The 26,151-nt window shown below is 61.3% G+C and carries 18 protein-coding genes; 11 read left to right on the plus strand and 7 right to left on the minus strand.

What is annotated here, in order from left to right; genetic code table 11:
- Window positions 1-52 precede the first annotated feature (52 nt).
- Window positions 53-1,510 carry an ATP-binding protein gene (locus tag QOM10_RS10570; RefSeq protein ID WP_316917987.1) on the plus strand — a complete coding sequence of 486 codons (1,458 nt, stop codon included), beginning with the start codon at window positions 53-55 and terminating at the stop codon, window positions 1,508-1,510.
- Here the strand turns inward: QOM10_RS10570 and QOM10_RS10575 are convergent.
- Both QOM10_RS10575 and QOM10_RS10580 read right to left on the minus strand, forming a co-directional pair.
- Window positions 1,487-4,375 (minus strand): ATP-binding protein, encoded by a 2,889-nt coding sequence (locus QOM10_RS10575; RefSeq protein ID WP_316917988.1) that lies wholly within the window; start codon window positions 4,373-4,375, stop codon window positions 1,487-1,489. The two genes, QOM10_RS10570 and QOM10_RS10575, sit on opposite strands and share 24 nt — an antisense overlap.
- Window positions 4,376-4,500: 125 nt before the next feature.
- The gene (locus QOM10_RS10580; RefSeq protein WP_316917989.1) at window positions 4,501-4,932 is read right to left on the minus strand and encodes an AraC family transcriptional regulator; all 432 of its coding nucleotides are present in this window, start codon (window positions 4,930-4,932) and stop codon (window positions 4,501-4,503) included.
- Window positions 4,933-5,142: 210 nt separating this feature from the next.
- Between QOM10_RS10580 and QOM10_RS10585 the strand changes: the two genes are divergently transcribed.
- The 7 genes from QOM10_RS10585 to ycaC all read left to right on the plus strand — a co-directional run bounded on the left by QOM10_RS10585 (window position 5,143) and on the right by ycaC (window position 11,620).
- A complete protein-coding gene (locus QOM10_RS10585; RefSeq protein WP_160039208.1) occupies window positions 5,143-6,066 on the plus strand; it encodes a LysR family transcriptional regulator in 924 nt (307 codons plus the stop codon).
- 515 nt (window positions 6,067-6,581) lie between these two features.
- The gene (locus QOM10_RS10590) at window positions 6,582-6,941 is read left to right on the plus strand and encodes a DUF6124 family protein (RefSeq protein WP_095120147.1); all 360 of its coding nucleotides are present in this window, start codon (window positions 6,582-6,584) and stop codon (window positions 6,939-6,941) included.
- A 494-nt stretch (window positions 6,942-7,435) separates the two neighbouring features.
- Window positions 7,436-7,795, plus strand: a complete 360-nt coding sequence (locus QOM10_RS10595) for a DUF6124 family protein (protein WP_016987821.1) — start codon at window positions 7,436-7,438, stop codon at window positions 7,793-7,795.
- Window positions 7,796-8,008: 213 nt separating this feature from the next.
- The gene (locus tag QOM10_RS10600; RefSeq protein ID WP_150794223.1) at window positions 8,009-8,425 is read left to right on the plus strand and encodes a DoxX family protein; all 417 of its coding nucleotides are present in this window, start codon (window positions 8,009-8,011) and stop codon (window positions 8,423-8,425) included.
- Window positions 8,418-9,044: an antibiotic biosynthesis monooxygenase gene (locus QOM10_RS10605; RefSeq protein WP_095111652.1), complete on the plus strand. Its 627-nt coding sequence runs from the start codon at window positions 8,418-8,420 to the stop codon at window positions 9,042-9,044. Before QOM10_RS10600 ends, QOM10_RS10605 begins: the two co-directional genes overlap by 8 nt.
- Window positions 9,045-9,087: 43 nt before the next feature.
- Complete coding sequence (locus QOM10_RS10610) at window positions 9,088-10,926, plus strand: amidohydrolase (protein WP_016987824.1); 1,839 nt, start codon at window positions 9,088-9,090, stop codon at window positions 10,924-10,926.
- 70 nt (window positions 10,927-10,996) lie between these two features.
- Window positions 10,997-11,620: an isochorismate family cysteine hydrolase YcaC gene (gene ycaC, locus QOM10_RS10615; protein ID WP_007913541.1), complete on the plus strand. Its 624-nt coding sequence runs from the start codon at window positions 10,997-10,999 to the stop codon at window positions 11,618-11,620.
- Window positions 11,621-11,939: 319 nt separating this feature from the next.
- Here the strand turns inward: ycaC and QOM10_RS10620 are convergent, their stop codons facing one another.
- Together QOM10_RS10620 and QOM10_RS10625 are read right to left on the minus strand one after the other, a co-directional pair.
- Window positions 11,940-13,367, minus strand: a complete 1,428-nt coding sequence (locus QOM10_RS10620) for a mechanosensitive ion channel family protein (RefSeq protein ID WP_316917990.1) — start codon at window positions 13,365-13,367, stop codon at window positions 11,940-11,942.
- A 108-nt stretch (window positions 13,368-13,475) separates the two neighbouring features.
- The gene (locus QOM10_RS10625) at window positions 13,476-14,498 is read right to left on the minus strand and encodes an alpha/beta hydrolase (RefSeq protein WP_316917991.1); all 1,023 of its coding nucleotides are present in this window, start codon (window positions 14,496-14,498) and stop codon (window positions 13,476-13,478) included.
- A 161-nt stretch (window positions 14,499-14,659) separates the two neighbouring features.
- On the opposite strand from QOM10_RS10625, the gene QOM10_RS10630 reads away from it, so the two are divergent.
- On the plus strand, window positions 14,660-15,559 hold the full coding sequence (locus tag QOM10_RS10630; RefSeq protein WP_316917992.1) for a LysR family transcriptional regulator: 900 nt from the start codon (window positions 14,660-14,662) through the stop codon (window positions 15,557-15,559).
- A gap of 1,328 nt (window positions 15,560-16,887) precedes the next feature.
- On the opposite strand, the gene QOM10_RS10635 is transcribed toward QOM10_RS10630, so the two are convergent.
- The 3 genes from QOM10_RS10635 to gspG form a co-directional block, all read right to left on the minus strand.
- Complete coding sequence (locus QOM10_RS10635; RefSeq protein ID WP_316917993.1) at window positions 16,888-17,373, minus strand: hypothetical protein; 486 nt, start codon at window positions 17,371-17,373, stop codon at window positions 16,888-16,890.
- Window positions 17,374-17,447: 74 nt separating this feature from the next.
- The gene (locus tag QOM10_RS10640) at window positions 17,448-18,635 is read right to left on the minus strand and encodes a type II secretion system F family protein (protein WP_316917994.1); all 1,188 of its coding nucleotides are present in this window, start codon (window positions 18,633-18,635) and stop codon (window positions 17,448-17,450) included.
- A gap of 14 nt (window positions 18,636-18,649) precedes the next feature.
- A complete protein-coding gene (gene gspG / locus QOM10_RS10645) occupies window positions 18,650-19,078 on the minus strand; it encodes a type II secretion system major pseudopilin GspG (RefSeq protein ID WP_095124788.1) in 429 nt (142 codons plus the stop codon).
- Between the two features lie 205 nt (window positions 19,079-19,283).
- On the opposite strand from gspG, the gene QOM10_RS10650 reads away from it, so the two are divergent.
- Both QOM10_RS10650 and mnxG read left to right on the plus strand, forming a co-directional pair.
- Window positions 19,284-19,892: a lytic transglycosylase domain-containing protein gene (locus QOM10_RS10650; RefSeq protein ID WP_095124787.1), complete on the plus strand. Its 609-nt coding sequence runs from the start codon at window positions 19,284-19,286 to the stop codon at window positions 19,890-19,892.
- Between the two features lie 201 nt (window positions 19,893-20,093).
- Window positions 20,094-25,928: a manganese-oxidizing multicopper oxidase MnxG gene (mnxG, locus tag QOM10_RS10655; RefSeq protein ID WP_316917995.1), complete on the plus strand. Its 5,835-nt coding sequence runs from the start codon at window positions 20,094-20,096 to the stop codon at window positions 25,926-25,928.
- Window positions 25,929-26,151 lie beyond the last annotated feature (223 nt).

Here is a 26,151-nt window from a genome sequence, read left to right on the forward strand (position 1 = left end):
TGCGCCTCGTGTAGCGGTTGTCGCGTCATCTGAGGCTGCCAAGATAGTTGGCATGGATAGCCTCAACGATTTGAACACGGCGTCGGTGCTGCATTTCGGCCCTTACGCCTTCCACCTGCGGCAACGGCTGATACTCGATGGAGATCGACCCTTGCGCATGGGCGGTCGCGCGCTGGACATTCTGCAAGTGCTGGTCGAGCGTGCCGGTCGAGTGGTCAGAAAGGAGCTATTGATCGCTCTGGTATGGCCAACGTCGGTGGTCGAGGAGATCAACCTGCGCGTGCACATCGCTGCGCTCCGGCGAGCCTTGGGTGACGGCGAAAATGGTCAGCGTTACATCGTTAACGTGCCGCAATGCGGTTACAGTTTTATCGCCCCGGTGCGTTGCGACAGCGCCGCGCAAGTGGTTTTCGAGGGCTTGCAGACACCCCAGCATAATTTGCCGGCTCGACTGACTTCGGTCACCGGTCGTGACTCGCTGGTTGGCGGGTTGGTGCGACAAATGCCGCTGTGTCGGCTGATGACCATCACCGGAGCGCCGGGCGTAGGCAAGTCCACCGTGGCGTTGCGGGTCGCGGAACTGCTTTTGCAGTACTACAGAGACGGTGTGTGGCAAGTAGATCTGAGCTTGATCGACGACGACACGCCGCTGCTCGACCATGTGCTGCGCACCCTGGAGAGCGATTTGACCGGGCTGTCGACCCGCCATGCGTTGCTGCTGCTGGATAACTGTGACCAGCGCCGCGACGCTTGCAGAGCAGCGGTTGAAACGTTGCTCGAAGCCGCGCCTCGTCTGTCGATACTCGCCACCAGTCGTGAGGCCTTGCAGGTCAGTCTGGAAACCCTGCAGCGTGTGCCACCGCTGGCCATCCCGAAACGCTCGGCGACCGATTGCATCACTGAAGCCATGGGCCATTCTGCGGTGCAGTTGTTCGTCAGTCGTGCCCGGGCGCGACAGCATGATTTCAGCCTGCGCGAGCAGGACGTCAAAGTCGTGGTCGAGATCTGTCGGCAACTCGACGGTTTACCGCTGGCAATTGAACTGGCCGCGGCGCAGATCGATGCACTGGCGTTGCTAGGCTTGCAGGCGCAAATGGCCCACGGCCTGCAAGTGCTCAGCCATGGTCGGCGCACCGCAGCGTCGCGGCACCAATCGATGCAAGCGGCATTCGACTGGAGCTATCAGCGCTTGAGTGAGCAGGAACAACGCGTGCTGCGGCGCTTATCGGTGTTCAAACTGACATTTACGCTGGAGGCTGCGTTGGCGGTGATCAGTTGCCCGCAACTGGCTGTGTCGGAGCTTGCCGCGATCATCGAAGGCCTGGCGCAGAAGTCTTGGCTGTCACTGGAACGCGGCGCCAGTGCGGGCCGGTACCGGATGTTCAATACCACCCGATGCTATGCCCGCAAGCAACTTGAGCGCAGCGGTGAGGGAATTGATCTTCAACGCCGGCATGCCCGTTACATCAAGCGGATGCGTCTGGCCTCAGGCGTGCACGCCCTCGCGTAATTCGTCGATCAGCAAGCGCACCTTGCGCAGGTCCGGGGTCGCGTAGCCCTCGGTGAAGCGTTGATAGATCGGAGTGAGCAAATCCAGCGCCTCGCGACAGCGCGACTGGCGCTGCCAGAGTTGCGCCAGTGACGTGGCGCTGCGCAGTTCCCAGGCGAGCGCGCCTTGGGTGCGAGCGATGGCCAGGGATTGTTGCAGGAGTGCTTCGGCCTCCTTGAGGGCCTCTTCGCGAGCAGGCTCGCTCCCACATGGCGTCTGAGTACACCCAAAATCCCTGTGGGAGCGAGCCTGCTCGCGAAGGGGCCCGTCCAGACAACCCGGATCGTCACTCAATAACGCATCTGCCCGAGCCCGCAGAATCTCCGCCGTGCTCCACCCCGCATCACCACTCAACGCCCGCACAAGCAGCGCGTCATCCATAAAGCGGCCATCCAGCGTCACCATGATTTCCCGGATCAGCCCGCTGCTGTCCGTCGGCACCGGCGCCTTGGCTTGCGCGTCAATCACCTGCGCGTAGTGCCGCGCCCAAGTGTTGAACAGCAGCACCGAATGTTTCTGCGACTGCTCGAGCAGCAACTGCAACAGCGCCCGGGCGTTCTGCTGATCGCCGTTGTAATGAGCGATCAGGCAACTCGCCAGCGCGAGGGTGTAGCAAATCGAGGTGCCATGGTCGATCTGAACGGCGATATCGAGGGCCTGCCGCGCCGTGCGCCAGGCTTGTTCCGGCAGACCTTGCATCCATAAAACCCGTGCCAGCACCGTCAGCGACGCGACGCTCTGGTCGTACTGCACGCCAAAACCGTGAGTGAAACGATTGACATGGCCGCTGTGCGCCATGCGCTGGAGGACCTGTTCGGCGTGAATGCGCGCCTGCAACTGGTCGCCGGCATAGTGCAGGGCCAATACGCGCAAGCGGTGGGTACTCAGTGACAACAGCGGGTCGCCGTGCAGGCCGAGGCGGTCGAACTGTTCACTCTGGGCCAGCGCCATGCGGTAGTGCCCGCAACTGAGGTTGACTGCCATGTGCCCGGACACCGCGCGCAACTGCCCGGCAACGTCGTCGTGCTCATTGGCCAACTGGCGAGCTTCGGCGAACGCTTCGATGGTTTCCGGGGTGCCGCCCCAGGTGTGATAGCAGGCACTGCCAAGGGCCAGTTTGAGGGCGACTTTCAGGCGCGGGCAGGGTTCGCCGAGTTCATCAAACAGGCTCAGCGCCCGGCGCACATAGGCGCCGTACTCCTTGAGCAGCGACAACTCCTGCCACAAGGGTGCCGACGCCGCCGTCAGCCGAATCCCCAAACCACCAGGGCCGACACCGTTAAGGCTCCAGTCCAGCGCTGCGCGCAAATCTTCCAGCCCTCGGGCATAGCGATCGATCCATAACAATGTCGGCGTGCTTTCCCAATCGTTCTGCGCCTGCTGCATCAACGCCAGACAGCGTTCGGCATGCCGTTCGCGGGTTTCTTCGCATTCGGCAGCGTGATCGAGTTTTTCCAGCGCGTAACGCCGGGTGGTGTCGAGCAAGCGGTAGAACACGTCCTCGTCACCGACCTCGACGGCGAGCATGGACTTGGCCACCAGTTGCGTGATCGACACAAACACCACACCGAGGTCGATCTGTTGGCCGACGATAACGGCCGCCGCGGATTCCAGGGTGAACCCCCCGCGAAACACACCCAAACGGCGCAGGCAGGTTTGCTCGCAAGGGGCGAGTAGATTGAAACTCCAGTCCAGCGTGGCGCGCAGAGTGAGGTGGCGCTCCAGACTGGTTTGATTGCCCGCTGCCAGCGGCGGCAAACGGCCCTGCAATTGGCTCAGCAGACCGTCCAGTCCGAGTTCGGCGACCTGCGCGGCCGCCAGTTCCAATGCCAGTGGAATGCCGTCGAGCCGATGGCAGATCTCGATTGCCTGCGGCAACTGGCTATCGCTCAGTTCGAAGCTTTCCTGCGCGGCCGTCGCTCGTTCGACGAACAATTGCAGCGCCGAAAAATTCAACGTTCGCTCACGATCCAGCGTCGTTGTCATCGGCGGGTATTCGAGGGAGTCCAGACGCTGCACGTATTCGCCTTCAGCCCGCAGACTTTCGCGGCTGGTGGCGAGGATATGCACGTGCGGCGCCCCGCGCAGAATGCTTTCACTGAGCGCCGCAACGGCATCAATCAAATGTTCGCAGTTGTCGAGCAGCAACAGCATCTGCCGCTGTTGCAGGCCTTTGACCAGCGCCGTCTGCGGGTCGCCTTCGAGGAGCGCCAGATCAAGCAGGGCGGCCAGGTGTGAGCAAATCAGCCGGGGATCGTTGAGCGGTGCCAGGTCCACCAGCCGAATACCGTCGCGGTAATGCCCGATCAACTGCTCGGCCACGCGCAGGGCCACAGTGGTCTTGCCGATTCCGCCGGAGCCGACCAGGGTGATGCAGCGTTGACGCGGCAACTGCCTCATCAAATTGTCGACCAGCGGCTGACGGCCAATCATCCGCGTGCGCCGCAAGGGCAAGTTGTGCCGACCATCAGCATCGCCCACAGGACGCTCCTCCATGGATTGCAGTAAAACCGGTGCGACAAAACTGTAGCCGCGTTGCGCCACGGTGATGATGTAACGCTGGCCGGCCTGACCGTCCCCGAGCGCCTTGCGCAGCGCTGCCATGTGCACACGCAGGTTGATGTCTTCAACGACACTGTCAGGCCAGACCCCGGCCATCAATTGCTGCTTGCTCACCACTTCGCCGGCGTGGGCCAGCAGAATCAGGAGAATGTCCATCGCCCGTCGGCCCAGGCGTAACGGCTGCTCGCCTTCGAGCACCCGCCGTTGTCCGGGATGAATCCGATAGGGGCCAAAACCGAGGGCCTGATTCGGCGAAAGACTCAACAGCTCACTCCTGCGGTGCTGCGGCGGACAGGGCGGATTAGCGGCGGGCGCGTGCACAGGCCTTCTAATCCGGGGTGTCCCGGCATAATCCTCAGGTTTGAGCGTCAGTGCAACGGGGGCCGCGATCAAAACACAGCGGGCTGTGAACGGTGAGTCTTGGGTTCACGCATGATCTGGCAGCGCCAGGCAAACGGATTGATGCCTTCGCTGCGGGTGAACATATGGCAAAAATGCGCCTGATCGCAGAATCCGCATTCGAGGCTGATTTGCGTCAGGCTCAGGTCAGTGTGCTGGATCAGCAGCTTGGCCCTGGCCAGGCGCTGGGTACGAATCCAGTCCTGCGGCGAGAACCCGGTGCTGCATTTGAAGGCGCGGGAAAAATGGCTGCGCGACAGCGAACAGGCGCGGGCCAGTTCGGTTACTTCCAGGCTTTCGCCGAGGCGTTCGAGGATCAGCTGTTTGACGTGGCGTTCGCGCTGCGGACTGAGCCCGCCGATCCCGGTCTTGCGCGGTTCGCTGGCAGGGGCGAGGGCGACGCTGTGCTGTAAATGAGCCATGGCCAAAGTCCGTGTCGATGGGGAATGCACGGTCGGCGCATCCCCTCAGATCAAAAAACAACGCTGCGCAGAGGGCTTCATTGTTGGGCGAGGGCGGGGGGCTGACGAGTTAATCGTTGTTAATTTCGCGCTGTAGCGGCGATCACAGGCCCGTTGATCGCGTAAAGTGCGCAGCACTGGCGTCTGACTGGCTAAAAGGAATCCGTGCCCATGAACCGTAACGATCTGCGTCGCGTCGACATGAACCTGCTGGTGATTTTCGAAGCGCTGATGTTCGAAAAGAACCTGACCCGCGTTGCCGAAAAGCTGTTCATGGGGCAACCGGCCGTCAGCGCGGCGTTGGGGCGTTTGCGCGATCTGTTCGACGATCCGTTACTGCTGCGTAACGGTCGCGGCATGGAGCCGACCGCGCGGGCACTGGCGATTCTCAAAGAGCTGCAACCGGCGATGGATGTGATTTCCGGTGCGGTCAGTCGGGCCAAGGAGTTCGAACCGGCGAGCAGTTGCGAGGTGTTTCGCATCGGTTTGTCGGACGACGCCGAGTTCGGTCTGTTTCCACCGTTGCTGCGTCAGCTTCAGCAAGAGGCGCCGGGGATTGTCGTGGTGGTACGCCGCGCCAATTACTTGTTGATGCCGGCACTGTTGGCCTCTGGAGAAATCTCCGTCGGTGTCAGTTACACCACGGAGTTGCCGGCCAACGCCAAGCGCAAAAAACTGCGCGACATTCCCTGCAAGGTTCTGCGCGGCGACGACCGTCCGGGGCCGCTGACGCTCGACGAATACTGCGAGCGCCCGCATGCGATGGTGTCGTTCTCCGGCGACTTGAGCGGCAACATCGACATGGACCTGGCCAAGGTCGGACGCAGCCGCCGCGTCGTTCTCGGCGTGCCGCAATTCAGCGGCTTGCGCGCCTTGCTGGCCGGCACCGAGATGATCGCCACCGTGCCGGATTACGCCGCCTGCGCGTTGGTTGAAGGTTGTGCCTTGCGTGCCGAAGATCCGCCATTCCCGATTGAGGCAGCGCAATTGTCGATGGCGTGGAGCGGGGTGCATGACAACGATCCGGCGGAGAAATGGTTGCGCGCGCGGATCAGCCAGTTCATGGCGGCGCCGCTGGATATTCCAGCGGTTTAAATCCCTGCGCATATCTCACAAACAACACCAATCCCCTGTAGGAGTGAGCCTGCTCGCGATGGCGTCGTGTCAGCCAAAATCTATGTCAGTGGAATACCACTATCGAGAGCAGGCTCACTCCTACAGGGATCGGGTGTGAACCTCGAGCTGTCGGTGGGTTAAACATCGCCGTTTAAGCAACACCCTCAGACACTCTTTCAGGCTACGCAACCTTGCGCCTTTGCCTACAGCTACGCCAGAATCCGCCGGCTTGTGCGCTTGTGGTCCGGTCTCTATCGTTTGGTGGTCGCTGAAAACTCAGCGATCGGGTTTAGCGACTCGGACCAAAAAAAGTGCATCAGCGCTCCATGCTTCGTTGCAGGCTATCGTCTGCACTTCGCTATGGCGGCTGTATGCGGGAGACCTTCGGGTCTACCGGGTTGCCTTTTTACCGGTTCGCTAACCTGCATACGGTCGCCACCCATCCTGTTTAGCGACAGGACGTGGTGATCCCGGTTCTAAAAAGGAGATTCACCATGTTCAAAGTCACACCCAACCCGCCCGACATCGACCCCACATCCCCCTACGAATCCATCGATTCCCGAAAACTCCACGAAGCCGCCGACCGCGCGCTCGACCATTACCTCCTTCCACCCGGCTCCACGCCACCGCCACGCAGAACCCGTGGTATGTACGCGGTAACTGCCGACACCAAAAATGAAGAACTGCTGACTGACGCCAGCGAAACACTCGCCTCGGCCAAGACCATTGCCCAGGACGTCGCCCACCTGTTGCCCGCGCCGCAGCGCCGGGCGTTGTTGGGGATTGCGCAGTTGATCATGCTCGGTGAGCTGGCGGTGAACCGGGTGCTGGATAACCTCGAGCCACCGGCCTAAGCACACCCCCTGTGGGAGCGAGCTTGCTCGCGAAAGCGGTGTTTCATTCAAAACATTTGTTGACTGCCCCGACGCCTTCGCGAGCAGGCTCGCTCCCACATTGGCTCGGTGCGATCCATAGATTTTCGGTGGTTTAAACATCGATGTTTAAGCAACACCCACAGACACTCTTTCAGGCTACGCAACCTTGCGCCTTTGCCTACAGCTACGCCAGAATCCGCCGGCTTGTGCGCTTGTGGTCAGGTCTCTATCGTTTGGTGGTCGCTGAATAGTTCAGCGATCGGGTTTAGCGACCCGAATTGGATACAGGCGCACAGTGCACCCTACGTCTTTGCAGATTGTCTTTTTGCAATTGATGTTATGGCAGCTGCGCGCGGGAGGCCTTCGGGTCTGCCGGGTTCCTGTTCCTCCCGGTTCGCTAACCTGCGTGCAGCTGCCACCATTATTTGTTTAGCGACAAGTCATGGTGGTTAACCCAGGGCAGGAGATTCACCATGTTCAAAGTTACACCCAACCCACCAGACATCGACCCCACATCCCCCTACGAATCCATCGATTCCCGAAAACTCCACGAAGCCGCCGACCGCGCCCTCGACCACTACCTCCTGCCACCCGGCTCCACGCCACCTCCACGCAGAACTCGCGGCATGTACGCGGTAACTGCCGACACCAAAGCCGAGGAACTGCTGACTGACGCCAGCGAAACACTCGCCTCGGCCAAGACCATCGCCCAGGACGTCGCACATCTGTTGCCCGCACCGCAGCGCCGGGCGTTGTTGGGAATTGCGCAGTTGATCATGCTCGGTGAGTTGGCAGTGAATCGGGTGCTGGATAACCTCGAACCACCGGCCTAAGCACACCCCCTGTGGGAGCGAGCCTGCTCGCGAAAGCGGTGTGTCATTCAAAGTATTTATAACTGACCCGACGCCTTCGCGAGCAGGCTCGCTCCCACAGTGTTCTGCGGTGTTTCAAAAATCCTGGCACGCCGTGGAACTGAGCACACCCATCCAATTTCCTCCCACCCAACCCCGGCATGATTCACCCAATAATTATTCACGGGTGAGTCCATGCACGTTTCTCAACGGGATGAACAGGCACGCGACATCGGTTTGCTGTTCCTGCGGGTCAGCGGCGGATTGTTTCTGCTGTGGGTCCACGGCTTGCCCAAGCTGCTCGACTTCACCGCGCAACTGCAATTGATTGAAGACCCGTTCCACCTCGGTTCTCACCTCACCTTGATCCTGGCGATCTTCGCCGAAGTCCTCTGTCCACTACTGATCGTCGCCGGGTTACTGGCGCGATTGGCCTGCGTGCCTATTCTCTTTGTGCTGCTGGTGGCGTTGCTGGTCGTGCATCCGCAATGGAGTGTGGCCGAAGGGCAGTTCGGCTGGTTGCTGCTGATCGTGTTTACCACTGTGTTGATCGCCGGGCCGGGACGGCTGGCGATTTCTGTTCGTTTGCCCGGAGTGTTGCGTTATGCCTGAAGTCCTCAATCCACAGTCACCGGGGGCCGATGAGACGGTCACGTTGATCATCAAACACCGGGTCAAGGCCGGTTTCGAGTCAGCGTATGAGGCCTGGCTGCGCAATATCGTCCGCGTGGCGGGGCAGCGTGAGGGGCATTTGGGTGTGGACGTGGTGCGCGGCAAGCGCGGGCGTCTCGATTTTTACACTTGCGTGCTGCGTTTCAGCTCCACTGAAGCGATGCAGGGGTGGCTGGAGTCGTCGCAGCGTCAGGCGCTGGTCGCCGAAGCCGCGCCGATGCTGGCTGATGGCGATCAGACTGAAGTCGCGCCGATCAACGAATTCTGGTTTACCCCACTGGCCGATGCCGCTTCGCCGCCGCCGCGCTGGAAGCAAGCGGTGGTCACGCTGCTGGTGATCCTGCCGCACACCTTGCTCGTGCCGCTGATCTGGGGACCGCTGCTGGCGCTGCATCCGCTGCTTTCCAACTATGTGGTCGCCACGTTCCTGATCACCCTGACCATCGTACTGTCGGTGGTGTACGTGGTGATGCCGCCGGTCACCCGTTTGTTTTCGCCATGGCTCGAAGCCAGCCAGGCCCATGAACACCTCGATTCCCAAGACACCTCGCCGCGTTGAGCGCGCGAGGTTCGCTCCTTTTCACTTTGCTTGAGGAACTGCGATGAGCGCCGATCTGATTTTATTCAATGGCCAGTTTCATACCGTAGACCGCACCAAACCACTGGCCAGCGCCGTGGCCATCACCGACGGCCGCTTCGTCGTCGTTGGCAACGACAACCAGGCCATGGCCCTGCGCGGGCCGAACACGCAAGTGGTCGATATGCACGGTCGCTGCGTTATTCCGGGTCTCAACGACTCGCACTTGCACTTGATCCGTGGCGGTTTGAACTACAACCTCGAACTGCGCTGGGAAGGCGTGCCGTCGCTGGCCGACGCGCTGCGCATGCTCAAGGATCAGGCCGACCGCACGCCGACCCCGCAATGGGTGCGCGTGGTCGGTGGCTGGAACGAATTCCAGTTCGCCGAAAAACGCATGCCGACCCTCGAAGAAATCAACCAGGCCGCGCCGGACACCCCGGTGTTCATCCTGCACCTGTATGACCGCGCGCTGCTCAACCGCGCCGCGCTGCGCGTCGCCGGTTACACCCGCGACACGCCGAACCCGCCGGGTGGCGAGATCGTCCGTGACAGCAACGGCAACCCGACCGGCATGCTGGTTGCGCGACCGAACGCGATGATTCTCTACTCAACGCTGGCCAAGGGGCCGAAGCTGCCGCTGGAATATCAGGTCAACTCGACCCGTCAGTTCATGCGCGAACTCAATCGCCTCGGCCTGACCAGTGCGATCGATGCCGGCGGCGGTTTCCAGAACTACCCGGACGATTATCAGGTGATCGAACAACTGGCCAAAGACGACCAGTTGACCGTGCGCATCGCCTACAACCTGTTCACCCAGAAGCCGAAAGAAGAGCTGAGCGATTTCCAGAACTGGACCGGCAGCGTCAAGTTGCATCAGGGCGACGACTTCCTGCGTCACAACGGCGCCGGCGAAATGCTGGTGTTCTCGGCAGCGGATTTCGAAGACTTCCTCGAACCGCGCCCGGACCTGCCGCAAACCATGGAAGAAGAGCTGGAGCCGGTGGTGCGCCACTTGGTCGAGCAACGCTGGCCGTTCCGTTTGCACGCGACTTACAACGAATCGATCAGCCGCATGCTCGACGTGTTCGAGAAGGTCAATCGCGACATTCCGTTCAACGGCTTGCCGTGGTTCTTCGACCACGCCGAAACCATCACCCCGCAAAACATCGAGCGGGTGAAAGCGCTGGGCGGCGGCATCGCGATTCAGGATCGCATGGCGTTCCAGGGTGAGTACTTTGTCGACCGCTACGGCAAGCAAGCCGCCGAGGCCACACCGCCAATCAAGCGCATGCTCGCCGAAGGCGTACCGGTCGGCGCCGGCACCGATGCGACGCGGGTGTCCAGCTACAACCCGTGGACTTCGCTGTACTGGATGGTCAGCGGTCGCACCGTCGGTGGTCTGGCGCTGTACGAAGAAGGTCTGCCGCGCACCACCGCACTGGAACTGTTCACTCATGGTAGTGCCTGGTTCTCCTCTGAGCAGGGCAAGAAGGGCCAGATCAAGGTCGGGCAACTGGCGGATCTGGCGGCGCTGAGCGCGGACTTCTTCCATGTCGAGGAAGAAGCGATCAAGTGGATCGAATCGGTCATGACTGTGGTCGGCGGCAAGATTGTTTATGCCGCTGGCGACTTCGAAGACCTCGGCCCGCGTTCGATTCCAGTACTGCCGGACTGGTCGCCGGTGGTGAAAGTCCCGGGCCACTGGCGGCCGAACTCGCCATTGCAGGCGCAGGTTCACCAATGCAGCGGGCCGTGCGCGGTGCACACCCACAGCCATGAAAAGGCACGGATGTCGAACGCACCGGTCAGCGACTTCGCCGGTTTCTGGGGCGCGTTCGGCTGTTCCTGCTTCGCTTTCTGATTTCCCCTGAAGCGCCGGCCATCCGGTCGGCGCTCAACGCTTCATCCATCCGTCCATCAGGAGTTTTCCCATGAGCGTTCCTTACACACGTCTGAACAAAGATGATGCGGTCGTACTGCTGGTCGATCACCAGACCGGCCTGATCTCGCTGGTCCAGGATTTCACCCCGAACGAATTCAAGAACAACGTGCTGGCGCTGGGCGACATCGCCAAGTTCTTCAAGCTGCCGACCATTCTGACTACCAGTTTTGACGCAGGTCCCAACGGCCCGATCGTGCCTGAATTGCGCGAGCAGTTTCCGGATGCGCCGTTCATTCAGCGCCCGGGGCAGATCAATGCCTGGGACAACGAAGACTTCGTCAAAGCGATCAAGGCCACCGGTCGCAAGCAACTGATCATCGCCGGTGTGGTGACTGATGTTTGCGTGGCGTTCCCGACCTTGTCGGCCATCGCTGAAGGTTATGAAGTGTTCGTGGTGACTGACTCGTCGGGCACTTTCAACACCACCGTGCAGCAGGCGGCGTGGGCGCGGATGTCGGCGGCGGGTGCACACTTGCTGAACTGGTTCTCGGTGGCGTGCGAGCTGCAGGGTGACTGGCGCAATGATATGGAAGGTCTGGCGCATCTGTTGTCGGAGCGTCTACCGAACTACCGCAACCTGATCAACAGCTATACCAAGTTCACTGCCAAGTAATCGGCTGATCCTGAAAAGCCCCTCACCCTAGCCCTCTCCCAGAGGGAGAGGGGACTGACCGAGGGGATCTTTCGAGGTACGCCGACGTGCGATACCGAGCCGAACTTCAGTTTTGAACAGCTTGAAGATCGGCTCCCTTTCCCTTCGAGGTCTTGGGGAGAGGGGCTGACCGAGGGGGTTCTTTCGGGATACACCGATCTGGGGAAATCGAGCCGAACTCTGGACTTGAAGCACACGGAGATCGGCTCCCTTTCCCCCTCGCCCCCTTGGGGGAGAGGGCTGGGGTGAGGGGGAGGCTTTTGATCTTGATCTTGCCGCTTCAACGCTTCTGCAACCAACCCAAAAACCCACCTTTCCTCACCGCCACCGGTTTGGCCATCAACGCGAGGCGACTGTTCTGCTGACGCACCGCCTGCAACTTATTCAACGCCCGACCCACCTCCGTGCGCTGTTCCATGCACTCACGAGTCAGGCTCTTGTCGAGACGATAAATGATGCTCGACGTCAACGCCGTGAACGTCGCCTGCGACGGCGTATCCGCCAGAATGCTCTGCTCGCCCATGACCTCACTCGGCCCCATCCGCCCGGCCTCGACCTTGCTGTCGCCGTCAGCCACGGTCGCACTGACCACACCGGTCGCAATCACGAACAGACTGTCCGGCACTTCGTCCAGATCCAGCACCACTTGGCCCGCCGAGTACTGTTGCGCGACCATCGATTCGGCGAGGCGATCTCGTTCCTCACTGCTCAGCGAGCGGAAGATTTTCACCTCATCGAGCAACGCGCGGGCGCGGGTCGAGGGTTCGATCACGCCATCCGGATGCCGCGAAATCCCTGCCGCTTCCAAATGACGGTGGGCGAGGTCGAACAGTTGATTGCGCACTTCGCTTTTTTTGCCCAGCTCTGCGATGAAGCCGCTGGCGACATATTCCGACATGGTTTCGCCGGCCTCTTTCAACACGGCTTTTGGCGCCGGGCTGAGAAGAAGAGAGCTGCTGCCCTGCAAGGTGCGATCAAGCGCATCGAGTACCCGACGCGGGCGGATGTGATTCGGCACCTGAATGCTGATCGACACGCCGTGCATGTTGTTCGGGCGGCTGAGGTTGACGATTTTCGCCTTGGCCGCCACCGAGTTCGGCACCACGGCCATGGTCCCAGCGCTGGTCAGCAGGTGCGTAGCGCGCCAGTCGATGTCGAAGACCTTGCCTTCGACGCCGTCGATCACCACGAAATCATCCACCTGATAGGGCTTTGTGGTGTTGAGCACAATCCCGGAAAACACATCGGCCAAGGTGCTTTGCAGCGCCAGACCGACAACGATGGCCACCACACCGGACGTCGCCAGCAAGCCCTTTACCGGCAGCTCCAGCACGTAACCGGCTGCGGCGACAGTAGCGACCAGAAACACCAGTGCGCCGATCACGTCCTGCAGCAAGCGACCGCTGTGACCGATACGGCGCATCAGCGCCAGCCCGATCACTTCGGTCAACACGCGCGCAGCGTACAACCACCAGAGAATCCCCAACGCCGTTGCGCCCAGTTGTGCGACCCGGTCATCGACGAACACCGGCGCTTGCAACGGACTGACACCGGCGTTGATCACCAGCGCGGTGAACGCCAGAAACAGCGCCAGCCGCACACCGACTCTCGGGGCACGATGGGTGAAGGGCGTGAAGTGCCAGAGCATGGCGTCGAGCAGCAGCAGGGCGGCGCTCCAGGACAGCAGGTGGGTGTAGAAAAGGGTCATGACCGAAGCTCCGCAGTGTCTGCCAATAAAAAGATCGCAGCCTGCGGCAGCGCCTACAGAAAATTGCATTCCAATGTAGGAGCTGCCGAAGGCTGCGATCTTTTGCTGTTAAGGCTGCAAGTGGGTTTTCAACTCAGCCGCCGCTTGACGCACGGCCGCTTTCACTTCAGGAATCTGACTCAGCGGATTGAGCAGGCCAAAGTCATGAATCATCCCGTTGTAACGCACCGAGGTCACCGCCACGCCGGCCGCATCGAGGTGTCGAGCATAGCCTTCGCCTTCGTCACGCAGCACGTCGAATTCGGCGGTCTGTACCAATGCCGCAGGCAAGCCTTTGAGTTGTTCGGCGCTGGCATTCAGCGGCGAGGCATGGATCTGCGCACGCTCGGCCGGGTTGGTGGTGTAGTTGTCCCAGAACCACTGCATCATGCCTTTGGTGAGGAAGTGGCCCTCGGCAAATTGCTGGTACGAACCGTCGTCGAATTGTGCGTTGGTCACCGGCCACATCAGCAACTGGAAGCGCAGCGCCGGGGCTTTCTGTTCCTTGGCCATCAACGCCACGACCGCCGCCATATTGCCGCCGACGCTGTTGCCGGCCACGGCCAGGCGCTTGCCGTCGACACCGATGTCCTTACCGTGCTCAGCCACCCATTTCGTCGCGGCGTAGGCCTGGTTGATCGCGGTCGGGTACTGCGCTTCCGGCGACGGCGTGTAATCGACGTACACCGCAACCGCGCCAGAGCCCACCACCAAGTCACGAATCAAGCGTTGGTGCGTCGGGAAATCACCGAGCACCCAGCCACCGCCGTGGAAGAACATGAACACCGGCAACTCGCCTTCGACCTTGGCCGGACGCACCACTTTCAGGTTGATCGTCTGGCCGTCGACCTTGATCGCCTTGTCGCTGACTTCAACACCCGACAGATCCACTTTCACCGAAGCCTGCGCGCCGGTCAGCACTGCACGGGCGTCTTTCGGGCTCAGTTGCTCCAGTGGTTTGCCACCGCCGGCGGCGAGGGCGTTGAGGAAGGCCTGGGTGTTGTGTTCGACACCGCTGCTTTCGGCGGCGAAAGCGTTGCCGATGGACAGGGCGAGGAGGGACGCGGTGAGGGTTTTCTTGACGATGTTCATGGTGGAAATCCTTTTGAATGTTTTTGAATTTTTATGCCTGGGTTGCGGGCTGCTGTGGCGCTGGGCTTCAGGCCTCAGCAACACCGTGAGCACAGATTAATGAGCTGCCGAAAAGTGAAAAAGCGGCTATAAAGCGTTTAACTGTCCACCAGAGAGTGACAATGAACCCGTTCGAAGACATGCGTATTTTTTGCCAGGTCATGGACTCCGGCAGCTTCACCTCAGCGGCCGATCAATTAGGCCTGTCCAAGCAGTTCGTCAGCCGACGCTTGATGCAACTGGAGGAGCGTCTTGGCGTGCGGTTGTTGAATCGCTCCACCCGGCGTCTGGACGTGACGCCGCTGGGGCAGAGTTACTACGAATCGGCATTGCGCCTGCTCGGCGAAGTCGAACAGGTGGAGCAGGGCATCGCCGGGCAAACCGCCGAGCCACGCGGGACGATTCGCTTGAGTGCGCCGCTGTCGTTTGCGGTGGCGCATCTGGGCTGTCTGTTGCCTCTGTTCTTGCAGCGCTATCGGGAGGTCACGGTCGAGGTGGACTTGAGTGACCGCCCGGTGGATTTGCTCGGTGAGGGCTACGATCTGGCGCTGCGCATTGGCGTGCTGGAAGACTCGACACTGATTGCCCGACGCATCGCGTCGATCGAACGGGTGTACTGCGCCAGCCCGGCGTACCTCGCAGAGCGCGGCACGCCGCAGCAACCTGAAGACCTGCACAGCCATGACTGCCTGCCGTATGGGCATGGGCGTTCGGTGCAGTGGCGTTTCAATGCCGGGCAGGGCAAGCCGCTGTTGGTCAACGTCACCGGGCGCATGCGGGTGAACAACGGCGAGTTGCTCAGGGATGCGGCAGTGCAGGGGATGGGCATTACCTATCTGCCGACGTTCATCGTTGGCGCGGCGCTGAAGGATGGTCGGCTGGTGCCGGTGCTGGATGATCTGCGGCCGGAACCGCTGACACTTTCAGCCGTTTACCCACAGCATCGCCAGGCCTCGAGACCGGTGCAGGCGCTGGTTGAATTTTTGCGAGAGCGCCTGAACCAGAGCCACGTCGCTCTCTGAGCCTTACGCAGATCAAAACTGTAGGAGTGAGCCTGCTCGCGATAGCGTTCTGTCTGTCACAGCTTCAGTGTCTGAATGACCGCTATCGCGAGCAGGCTCACTCCTACAATTGATGGTGGTCGTCTGCGGAATCTGCGCATGCCACAAAACCCTTGTGGGAGCGAGCTTGCTCGCGAAAGCGTTGTGTTAGTCAAAACATCATTGGCTGACCCACAGCATTCGCGAGCAAGCTCGCTCCCACATTTGATAAGGGTCATCTGCGTAATCTGCGTACGCCACAAAACCCTGTGGGAGTGAGCTTGCTCGCGAAAGCGTTCTGTCTGTCACAGCTTCAGTGTCTGAATGACCGCTATCGCGAGCAGGCTCACTCCTACAATTGATGGTGGTCATCTGCGTAATCTGCGTACACCACAAAACCCTGTGGGAGCGAGCTTGCTCGCGAAAGCGTTGTGTCAGGCAAAACATCATTGGCTGACCCACAGCATTCGCGAGCAAGCTCGCTCCCACATTTGATAAGGGTCATCTGCGTAATCTGCGTACGCCACAAAACCCTGTGGGAGTGAGCCAGCTCGCGAAAGCGTTGTGTCAGTCAAAACATCATTGGCTGACCCACCGCATTCGCGAGCAGGCTCACTCCTACAATTGATGGTGGTCGTCTGCGGAATCTGCGCACGCCACAAAACCCTGTGGGAGCGAGCCTGCTCGCGAAAGCGTTGTGTCAGTCAAAACATCATTGGCTGACCCACCGCATTCGCGAGCAGGCTCGCTCCCACATTTGATAAGGGTCTTCTGCGTAATCTGCGTACGCCACAAAACCCTGTGGGAGTGAGCCTGCTCGCGAAAGCGTTGTGTCAGTCAAAACATCATTGGCTGACCCACCGCATTCGCGAGCAGGCTCGCTCCCACATTTGATAAGGGTCATCTGCGTAATCTGCGTACGCCACAAAACCCTGTAGGAGTGAGCCTGCTCGCGATAGCGTTGTGTCAGTCAAAACATCATTGGCTGACCCACAGCATTCGCGAGCAGGCTCGCTCCCACATTTGATAAGGGTCGTCTGCGGAATCTGCGCACGCCACAAAACCCTGTGGGAGCGAGCCTGCTCGCGAAAGCGTTGTGTCAGTCAAAACATCATTGGCTGACCCACCGCATTCGCGAGCAGGCTCACTCCTACAATTGATGGTGGTCGTCTGCGGAATCTGCGTACGCCACAAAACCCTGTGGGAGCGAGCCTGCTCGCGAAAGCGTTGTGTCAGTCAAAACATCATTGGCTGACCCACAGCATTCGCGAGCAAGCTCGCTTCCACAGGTTTTGTGGTGCTTCTAAAAATCAGTTGGCGCGCTTGTCATCGCCCGGCTCTCCGCCGACATGTACGCCACGATCATCGCCGACTTCGCCCGCGCGGTGGACCCCGTGGTCATCACCGACTTCACCAGCGCGGTGGACGCCATGGTCATCTCCCGCTTCAGCATGGGTGCCGCTGCGGCCGGATGAGGCGCTGTCGCCCGAGTGCCCCGAGCCGTGGTCGCTGCCGCTGTGGCCACTGTTGCCACCGCCACCGCCACTACCACTGTTGCCGCCACCGCCGTGACTGCCTCCGCCGCCACTTCCGCCCCCACCATTTCCACCGCTGCCACCGTGACCGCCGCCGCCCCCGCCACTTCCTCCGCCGCCCCCTCCGCTACCGCCACCACCACTTCCACCATCCTTGGCATGAGCACTGGAAACCCCGGACAAACTGTCGGGAATCAGCACGGTGGACGCCGACAGAACTGCGCCGATGGCCATTGCGAGCACGAGCTTTTTAATGTGCATATCGTTCTCCGTCTTTGTGGTCTTTTTGGGAACGTAAAAGTGCGTTGTTGCAGAGACCGTCCCCGTTCCCGAGGTCAGTGAATACTCGAAGCCAGTTCGAAAATCGGGATGTACATCAGGATCACGATGACCCCGATCAGCAGGCCGATAAACGTCATCAGCAGCGGTTCGAACAACTTCACGAACCACTCCAGCCAACGACTGATTTCCTCGTCGTAGAAGTCGGCGCTGCGTTCCATCATCTGCCCGAGGTTGCCCGACTGTTCGCCGGCCCGAAGCAGCCGTAACGACACTGGCGTCACCAGATGATTGAGCTCCAGCGCGGTAGACAGTGACTGCCCCTCGCGCACCCGCTCGCAGGCCTGATCCAGCCGCGTCCGCGAAGCGACGGTGAGCAAGCCGCGCACCATGCTCATGGCGGTCACCAGCGGAATCCCGCCTTGCAGCAGAATCCCCAGCGAGCGATAAAACCGCGCCAGCTCATACATGAAAATCCGTTGATGCACGGCCGGCAGTCTCTCCACCAGCCGATCCAGACCACGGCGAAACGCCGGTTGCTTTTGCAACACGGCGAGGGCGATGACAATCGCCGCCAACCCAGCGAAGAATTCAGCCTGATGCGCATGCAAAAACATGCCACTGCTCATCAACACCTGCGACAGCCACGGCAGGTTATCGCCCAAGCCTTCAAACACCAGACTGAAACGCGGCACCACATAACCCATCAGGAACAGCACCACGCCACCGCCGACGATCAGCAACAGCATCGGGTAGATCGAGGCGCTGATGATCTTCTGCCGCACCTCGTCCATGCGCTGGCGATAGCTGACGTAGCGCCCCAGCGCATCGCCGACCGCGCCGGTCTTTTCGCTGGACTGCACCAGCGCCACGTACAGCGGCGGGAACACCGCCGACAACTGGCCCAACGCCTGCGAAAAGGATTTGCCCTCGTACAGCAGGCGCACCAGCTCACTCAAGGTTTTGCGGGCAGCGGGAGCAGTTTCTTTTTCGGCGAGACTTTCCAGCGCATCGATCAACGGCAGGCCGGCATTGAGCAGGGTGGTCAGTTCCTGGCTGAACAACACCAGATTGAAGGTCTCGCGCTGACGCAGTTTCAGCGAACGCCAATGCTTGTCGGCGTGCGAACTGAGCACACGCAAACCCTGATCCTCGGCGATCCGCCGTGCTTCGCTGTCGCCGGGTGCTTCGACGCTCAAGGACACCACCCCAGCCTTGCCGACCGCTTTCACATGAAATCGCATGGGCCGCGCTCCGCTTACTGCCAGTTGGTCACTTCGGCGTTTTCGCCTTCGCCGCCGGGCTGGCCGTCCTTGCCCATCGACAGCAAGTCGTACTCGCTGTTTTCGCCGGGATAGCGGTAAGCGTAATTACGCCCCCACGGATCCTGCGGCAGTTTTTTTTGCAAGTACGGCCCTGTCCATTTCGCCTCGTCACTCGGCGCGATGACCAAGGCTTGCAAGCCCTGTTCGGTGGACGGGTAGTGGCCGACTTCCAGCCGATAGATATCCAGCGCTTTGCTCAGACCTTCGATCTGCGCCTTGGCCACTTTCACTTCGGAGCGACCGAGTTGGGCGAAGTATTTCGGTGCGACGATCCCGGCCAACAGGCCGAGCACGACCAGCACCACGAGCAATTCGAGCAGGGTAAAACCGCGTTGGCTACGCGGACGAAATTGCAGCTTCATGATGACCTCCCGTGAGTGGCAGCCGTGTCGCCAGAACGGCTTATGCAATTGCCATGCTCAGCCCCACTGAAAATCACTGGATTGGCTGAAACCCCTGTAATCCGGGCATCTCCAGAGTCGGCACAGTGCTTGCGTATGGCTCAAACGTGATCGGCCATTGGGGCATTTCCCCCAATTTATCGGGGTCGATCCGGGGAGGCCCGACATGAAATTTCTCGCCAGCGGATTGCTCGGATGTGTGCTGCTCAGCGGCGCCGCGCAAGCCGATGTGTTCATTTCGGTGGACGCCAAGGGCAGCTATGTACTGTCCAACGTTCACCGGCCCGGACGCACTTACGAACGGGTGGTCCGCGAGGCTGAAATGCCTGTGGCCAGCCTCGATCAGCAGCCGCAAATGATCGCCAACCAGCCCTACGCGGAACTGGTCTCGGCAGCGGCCAAGGTCAATCAATTACCCGAGGCGCTGCTGCATGCAGTGATCAACGCCGAGTCTCGCTACAACCCCGGAGCCACTTCACCCAAAGGTGCGGGCGGGCTCATGCAGTTGATGCCCGACACCGCACGGGAGCTGGGCGTCACTGACGTCTACGACCCCAAGGCCAACATCCAGGGTGGGGCCAAATACCTCAAGCGCCTGATGACCCTGTTCGACAACGACATTGCCCTCGCCGTGGCGGCCTACAACGCCGGGCCAGACGCGGTGCTCAGCCGTGGCCGGGTGATTCCGCCGTTCGCCGAAACCCAGCGATATGTACCGAATGTGTTGCGTCAGTACCGGCGTTTGCAGGGCCTGGCGATGGACGCGCCGTTGTGACCCCTAACCCGGTTTCCCCCACTTTCGGGGCAAACCGTGGAGGCCCGAAAAGTGGGGAAAACGGGTGGGGAATATCCCCCGGATTCTCAAGTGGCCGCAGTAACTGATTGAACGCTAATGCAATTTTTTGTGGCACGCGGATTGCTCCGAGGCATTTGTCGAGAAGTGTTCCCAAGAGCACCCACTACGAGGTTACTGATCATGGCTGGCTTTCCTCACGCTCCGTCCCTGATTAACTGGCTGCTGATTCTGGCCTCGATGCTCAGCGTCGAGCTGGCCGGCGCGGCCGTACGTTGCGAGCGCAACCTGGTGGCCAACGTCGTAGCCTTCGATCAGCCACTGATGTTCAACCGCCTCGGCGCGCAGAACATCAACGGCATGATGTTCGCCCTGCGCCGCGATGTGGTCGATGAACATGAGCAGTCACTGGCTTACGGCGGCGCCGCAGTGCCAGGCAAAGTCTCGTTGCGCCCGGACAAGCGTCCACGGCCATTGGTGCTGCGCGTGGCTGCCGGCGATTGCCTGACGATCAATCTGCAGAACCTGCTCGACTATCAGGCCAACCCGAACAAGCACTTTGAAAACGAGGGCGAAGAAGAGGGCGCGGAAAACGCCAACGGCACCGAAGACTTCAAAGTCGATGAGCAGGTGGCGGATCGTCACGTCGGTTTCCAGGTCAATGGCCTGCAAGCGGTGAACAGCATCGATGACATTTCTTCGTTCACCGGGCGTAACGCCAACACCCTTGTGCCTCCCGGCGCGAGCCGTTCCTACACCTTGTTCGCCGAACGTGAAGGCGCGTTTGCCGTGAGCAGCCGTGGCGCAACGTTTGGCGGCGAGGGCGCGGCCGGCAACGTTGCCAACGGACTGTTCGGCCAGGTTGTCGTACTGCCCAAGGGCGGTCGCACCTATCGCAACACCCTTACCGAAGAAGAAATGCGCCTGGCCACGACTGGCCGCGCACCCACCGGCCAACCGATCGTTGATTACCAGGCGCGCTACCCACAGCGCGAACCGTGGTTGCGCGAAGGCAAGGCTGGCACGCCGATCATCGGCATGGTCGACGGCAATGAAATCATTTCCAGCGAGAGCGATGCGATTGTCATGGGCAGCAACGCCGACGGCAGCTTCCCATCCAGCACCTATCCGCTGGAATCGGTCGGCAAACGCAACCCGGCAATCCCCAACCGCCTCGAAGCGTTCCGCGATTTTGCCTCGCAATTCCAGGATGAAACCGCCGCCACTCAAGCATTCCCGGCGTACTGGGCTGATCCGGTGATGGCCCATGTGCTGGAGCCGACCCGCGACTCGTTCATGATCAACTATGGCTCCGGCGGCATGGGTGCCGAAGTGGTCGCCAACCGCTTGGGCGTGGGGCCGATGCACGACTGCCTGTCGTGCGCCTATGAAGAATTCTTCCTCAGCTCGCACACCGTCGGCGATGTGGCGATGCTGGTGGATGTGCCGGCCAACACCGGGCTTGAGAACATCGCCCCCGGCCAGATACCGCGCGCCGATCAGATCGGCGTGAAAGCCACCATGGCCCTGTATCCGTCGGAGCCGTCGAACGTCAACCACAGCTACATCGGTGACTTCGTCAAATTCCGCAACACCCACAATGGCCACGAGCAACACATCTTCCACCTGCACGGCCATCAGTGGCTGTTCAACCCCAACGACGACAATTCCGATTACGTCGACGCCCAGGGCATCGGCCCGGGCGCCGGTTATACCTATGAAATCGCCAACGGTGGTTCGGGCAACCGCAACCGCGTGGCCGGCGATGCGATCTATCACTGCCATTTCTACCCGCACTTCGCCCAGGGCATGTGGGCGATGTGGCGGGTCCACGATGTGTTCGAAGAAGGCACTCGACTCGAAGTTTCGCAGCAGGGCGCCGACGGCTATCACAGCGAACCGTTTGCCTTGCGCAGCGGCAAACCGGCGGCCGGCGCGCGCGCCTTGCCTGACGGCGAGATCGTTGCTGGCACACCCATTCCGGCGATTGTGCCGCTTCCGGGCAAAGCCATGGCGCCAATGCCCGGCAAAGTCGTGGTGGTGCCGAAAATCGGCGAAACCCTGGTCGCCGGCAATGATGACGACGATGACGAAGAAGAGGGCGATGACGACGGCGAGCACCATGGCGGCAACGCCGGCGGTCAAGCCATCGGCTCGCTGGCGCTGGTCGATCGCAGCGAAGCCAACCGCAACGCCGACGGCAGCCTGAAAAACCCTGGCTATCCGTTCTGGATCGGCGGCATGGAAAGTTCGGTCGGCCAACGTCCGCCAACCCCGCCGCTGGACATGCTCGACGCCGCCACCGCGCAATCGCTCAAGGCCAGCGGCAAAGCGCTGTGGGCCAACCTTGATCCCGCGCAGTCCGGCGGTTGGGATGGCGGCTTGCAACGGCACGCACTCGACGGCGTCGCGGCCGGTGGCGAAGCGCACACCGTGACCACCTCGCTGGATTTCTCCAAGGAAGTCACCCGTGCCAAGCCGATTTACCTGCCGGAAGAAGGCACCGAAGTCGAACAGGCCGCGATGGCTTTCCACGCGAAAAAAGACCATCCAAGCTATGCCTTGCTGCCCGGCAATCAAGTGGTGGCCAAGGCGTTCCGTACCAACGGCGCCTTGCCAATGGCCGGCGCGCCGTACTACGAACCGTGCATGGACGACCGGCAAAAACGCCTGACCGCCAGCGCTGGCAGCGGTGAGTTTGCCAGCGGTGAGCGCATCGACGGCATGTCTTTCGTCGGCGCCTCGAGCTTCACCGCCGACCGCCCACGGATCTATAAAGCCGCCAACATTCAGTTCGACGCGGTGTACAACAAGGTCGGCTATCACTTCCCGCAAGCGCGCATTCTCGCGCTGTGGGAAGACGCCTGGCCGGTAATCACCAAGCAGCGTCCGCCAGAGCCGCTGGTGATGCGCATGAACACTTTCGATTGCGTGCAATACCAGCAAACCAACCTGGTGCCGGCCACCTATGAGATGGACGACTATCAGGTGCGCACGCCGACCGATGTAATCGGTCAGCACATCCACTTGCCCAAGTGGGATCTGACCTCGGCGGACGGCTCGTCCAACGGCTGGAACTACGAGGACGGCGTGCTCTCGCCCGGCGCCGTGCAGGAACGCATTCACGCGATTCGCGAGTTCAACCAGTGCACCGGCACCGATCCACGTGACGGCACCCAGGCCTGCCCGAAAGCCAAGAACCATCCGTTCTTCGGCCAATACGGACGCGCCGATTGGGTCGGTGCGCGCACGGCGATGCAGCGCTGGTTCGTCGATCCGGTGGTCAATGCAAAAGGCGTCGATCGCGGCCTCGGCACGATCTTCACCCACGACCACTTAGGCCCATCGACGCACCAACAGATCGGTTTGTACGCGACTGTGCTCGCCGAGCCGGCCGGTTCCACCTGGTTCCACGCCGAAACCGGCGAGCCTCTCTATAGCGGCGCGCGGCAGGACGGTGGGCCGACCTCGTGGCAAGCGGTGATCAACACCGGCGACCTCGATGGCGACGGCAAAAACGACAGCTTCCGCGAGTTCTTCCTCGAGTACAGCGACTTCCAGCACGCCTATGAAGCTGGCGTCTATGTCGGTGCCGGTCCCAACGGTGTGCCGAATGCGCAGGCGTTCCCGGCCACCGCCGACAGCTTCCGCTACGCGATCAACCCGCCAGTGCGTAACAACGCCAGCAACTTGCTAGAGGGCGTGCTGGAAGTGCAGGGCGGTCAGGTCCCGGGCTGCCCGAGCCGGCCATGTCCGCAGGCGATTTCGGTGGATGATCCGGGCATGTTCGTCGTCAACTATCGCAACGAACCGCTGGCCCTGCGCGTGTACGACCCGAACAAGGTCGGCCCGGATGGCAAGCGTGGCATGCAGGCCGATGGCCTCGGTGGCGATCTGTCGTTCGCCATGCAAAGCCGCACCGACCGCGCAATTCCGGCGATGAACCTGGCGCCGAATCTGCTCACCTCGGCCACCGGCCCTACCGGCGGCACCACGTTGTTCCCGCCACACATCAACAAGGGCGGCGCCGAACCCGGTGACCCGTTCACGCCGATGCTGCGCACCTATACCGGCGACAACGTGCGGCTGCGGGTGCATGCCGGCGGCCATGAAGAAGAGCACAACGTCACCCTGCACGGTGTGAAATGGCTGCAGAGCGGTTCCGGTTTCGGCAACAGCTCCAACTCCGGCTGGCGCGCGTCGCAAATGATCGGCATCTCCGAGCAGATGGGCTTCATTGCGCCAGTGTCGATGCTCTCCAGTTCGGCGGCGACCACGGGCGACTATCTGTACTCGATGGACGCCTCGATCGAAGGCTACTGGAGCGGTATCTGGGGCGTGATGCGCAACTACACCGCCAAACGCGCCGACCTGTTCGCCATCCCGAACAACCCGAGCCCGGCGGGCATGCGCAACACTGTGGCGTTCGAGGGCAGTTGCCCGCGCTATGGCGCCAACCCTAACGGCATTGGCACCCGGCCAACCGTGCAGCGCAACTATGAAGTGGTCGCGGCGCTGGCCAACGACATCCTCGGCAATACGCTGGGCCTGACCATCGGCGATCCCGAAGGGCTCGGCCAGCATGTCGGTGGGCCGCTGAATCCTGCGGGGGGCACCCTGGTGCTGAACTCGCGCACGGTGAGCATTCCGCAGGTCACGGTGACCGATCCCGAGGATGGCGAAACCATCACCATTGGCGGGCAGAGCGGGCCGCTGCATGACCCGACCGCGATTCTGTATGTGCGCAAATCCGATCTCGATCCGGTGAGTGGCAAGCTCAAACCCGGCATCCCGGTCGAACCGCTGGTGCTGCGCGCAGCGGCGGGAGATTGCATCAACATCACTCTGGAAAACCGCCTGCCGAGCGTCATGCCTGACCTGACCCAGACGGCTGTGATGCAGGGCATGGTCAAGCGTGATCGCAACAGCGGTCTGGGTTCGACCACCTTCAGCAACAACCTGATGCGGCCGTCCAGCCACGTCGGCCTGCACGCGCAGTTGCTGGCGTATGACATCACCAAATCCGACGGCGCCAACGTCGGCGCCAACCCGATCCAGACCGTGCCACCGCGTGTCGGCAGCAGCGGCGCGTACCCGACCCGTACTTATCAGTACTACGCCGGGCACCTGGAGCGTGAAGGCAAACCGGTGACTCAACTGGGGCGCAGCGTCGACAACATCAACGCCACGGCGGTGGAGTTCGGCGGCTTGAACATCACCCCGGCGGACGTGATCAAGCAGCCGCAAAAAGGCCTTGGCGGGGCGATGAGCATCCTGCCGATCGGCGCGACGTGGGTCGACGATGCGCGCAAGGTCAACGCCACGGTCACCGCGCCTGGACAAACCAGCTACCGCGACTTTGCGATGGTCTGGCACAAGGCGTTGAACACCCGTTGGGCCAATGGTCGGCCGGTGGAAGGGATTGCCGCTGAAGGCTTCGGCGTGCCGACCGATCCGCAGGACAACTCGAGCATGGCGATCAACTACAAGACCGAACCGCTGTGGTATCGCTTCGGCCTCGCCCCGGATGCACCGTTTGGTCATGCCGATGGCGCGGGTTACGGCGATATGGTCAACGCGCACATGGCTTACAGCAATGCGTTGGTAGGTGGCGATCCGCAGACGCCGGTGCTCTACGCCAAACCGGGGCAGCCGTTGCGTACGCACATCCTGATGCCGAGCGGTGGCAGTCGTGGCACCACGTTCCAGCTTGACGGGCATGTCTGGTCGGTCAATCCGTTCCAGGCCGAGAAGAGCGATGTAGGTGGTTATCCGATGGGTTCGCCGGGCGTGGGCTCGGTGCGCTTCGGCTACAACCCGATGTCGATGTACATCGGCGCCCACGAAAGCATCCTGCCGGCCGCGCACTTCAGCTTCATGATCCCCAGCGCCGGCGGCAGCAATGCGATCCCGGGGGATTACCTGTTCCGCGACTACGCCGCCTACGGCAATACCTCCGGGTTATGGGGACTGCTGCGGGTGACCAACGAACCGGAACCGGCGCCGCCAAGCCAGTAGGCACAACGAAGAGCCTTGTGGGAGCGAGCCTGCTCGCGAATGGGCCCGACTCGATTCTGGACGGTGCGGCAGATGACGCCTTCGCGAGCAGGCTCGCTCCCACAGGGGATGGTGGTGGACAGTGAGGGAGTGGGATGGATGCAAATCCCTTGTGGGAGCGAGCCTGCTCGCGAATGGGAGCAACCCGGTTTTTGAGGGTGAGGCAGAAGACGCCATCGCGAGC

Source organism: Pseudomonas sp. P108 (assembly GCF_032613195.1).
GTDB lineage: Bacteria > Pseudomonadota > Gammaproteobacteria > Pseudomonadales > Pseudomonadaceae > Aquipseudomonas.

Excerpts from the sequence above, each read along its gene's own strand:
- QOM10_RS10585 (WP_160039208.1), top strand. The coding sequence starts at position 5,143 with ATGAACCGTAACGATCTGCGTCGCGTCGACATGAACCTGCTGGTGATT.
- QOM10_RS10650 (WP_095124787.1), top strand. The coding sequence starts at position 19,284 with ATGAAATTTCTCGCCAGCGGATTGCTCGGATGTGTGCTGCTCAGCGGC.
- QOM10_RS10610 (WP_016987824.1), top strand. The coding sequence starts at position 9,088 with ATGAGCGCCGATCTGATTTTATTCAATGGCCAGTTTCATACCGTAGAC.
- QOM10_RS10625 (WP_316917991.1), bottom strand. The coding sequence starts at position 14,498 with ATGAACATCGTCAAGAAAACCCTCACCGCGTCCCTCCTCGCCCTGTCC.
- QOM10_RS10640 (WP_316917994.1), bottom strand. The coding sequence starts at position 18,635 with ATGCGATTTCATGTGAAAGCGGTCGGCAAGGCTGGGGTGGTGTCCTTG.
- QOM10_RS10620 (WP_316917990.1), bottom strand. The coding sequence starts at position 13,367 with ATGACCCTTTTCTACACCCACCTGCTGTCCTGGAGCGCCGCCCTGCTG.
- QOM10_RS10630 (WP_316917992.1), top strand. The coding sequence starts at position 14,660 with ATGAACCCGTTCGAAGACATGCGTATTTTTTGCCAGGTCATGGACTCC.
- QOM10_RS10570 (WP_316917987.1), top strand. The coding sequence starts at position 53 with ATGGATAGCCTCAACGATTTGAACACGGCGTCGGTGCTGCATTTCGGC.
- QOM10_RS10590 (WP_095120147.1), top strand. The coding sequence starts at position 6,582 with ATGTTCAAAGTCACACCCAACCCGCCCGACATCGACCCCACATCCCCC.
- QOM10_RS10635 (WP_316917993.1), bottom strand. The coding sequence starts at position 17,373 with ATGCACATTAAAAAGCTCGTGCTCGCAATGGCCATCGGCGCAGTTCTG.
- QOM10_RS10600 (WP_150794223.1), top strand. The coding sequence starts at position 8,009 with ATGCACGTTTCTCAACGGGATGAACAGGCACGCGACATCGGTTTGCTG.
- QOM10_RS10580 (WP_316917989.1), bottom strand. The coding sequence starts at position 4,932 with ATGGCTCATTTACAGCACAGCGTCGCCCTCGCCCCTGCCAGCGAACCG.
- ycaC (WP_007913541.1), top strand. The coding sequence starts at position 10,997 with ATGAGCGTTCCTTACACACGTCTGAACAAAGATGATGCGGTCGTACTG.
- mnxG (WP_316917995.1), top strand. The coding sequence starts at position 20,094 with ATGGCTGGCTTTCCTCACGCTCCGTCCCTGATTAACTGGCTGCTGATT.
- QOM10_RS10605 (WP_095111652.1), top strand. The coding sequence starts at position 8,418 with ATGCCTGAAGTCCTCAATCCACAGTCACCGGGGGCCGATGAGACGGTC.
- gspG (WP_095124788.1), bottom strand. The coding sequence starts at position 19,078 with ATGAAGCTGCAATTTCGTCCGCGTAGCCAACGCGGTTTTACCCTGCTC.
- QOM10_RS10595 (WP_016987821.1), top strand. The coding sequence starts at position 7,436 with ATGTTCAAAGTTACACCCAACCCACCAGACATCGACCCCACATCCCCC.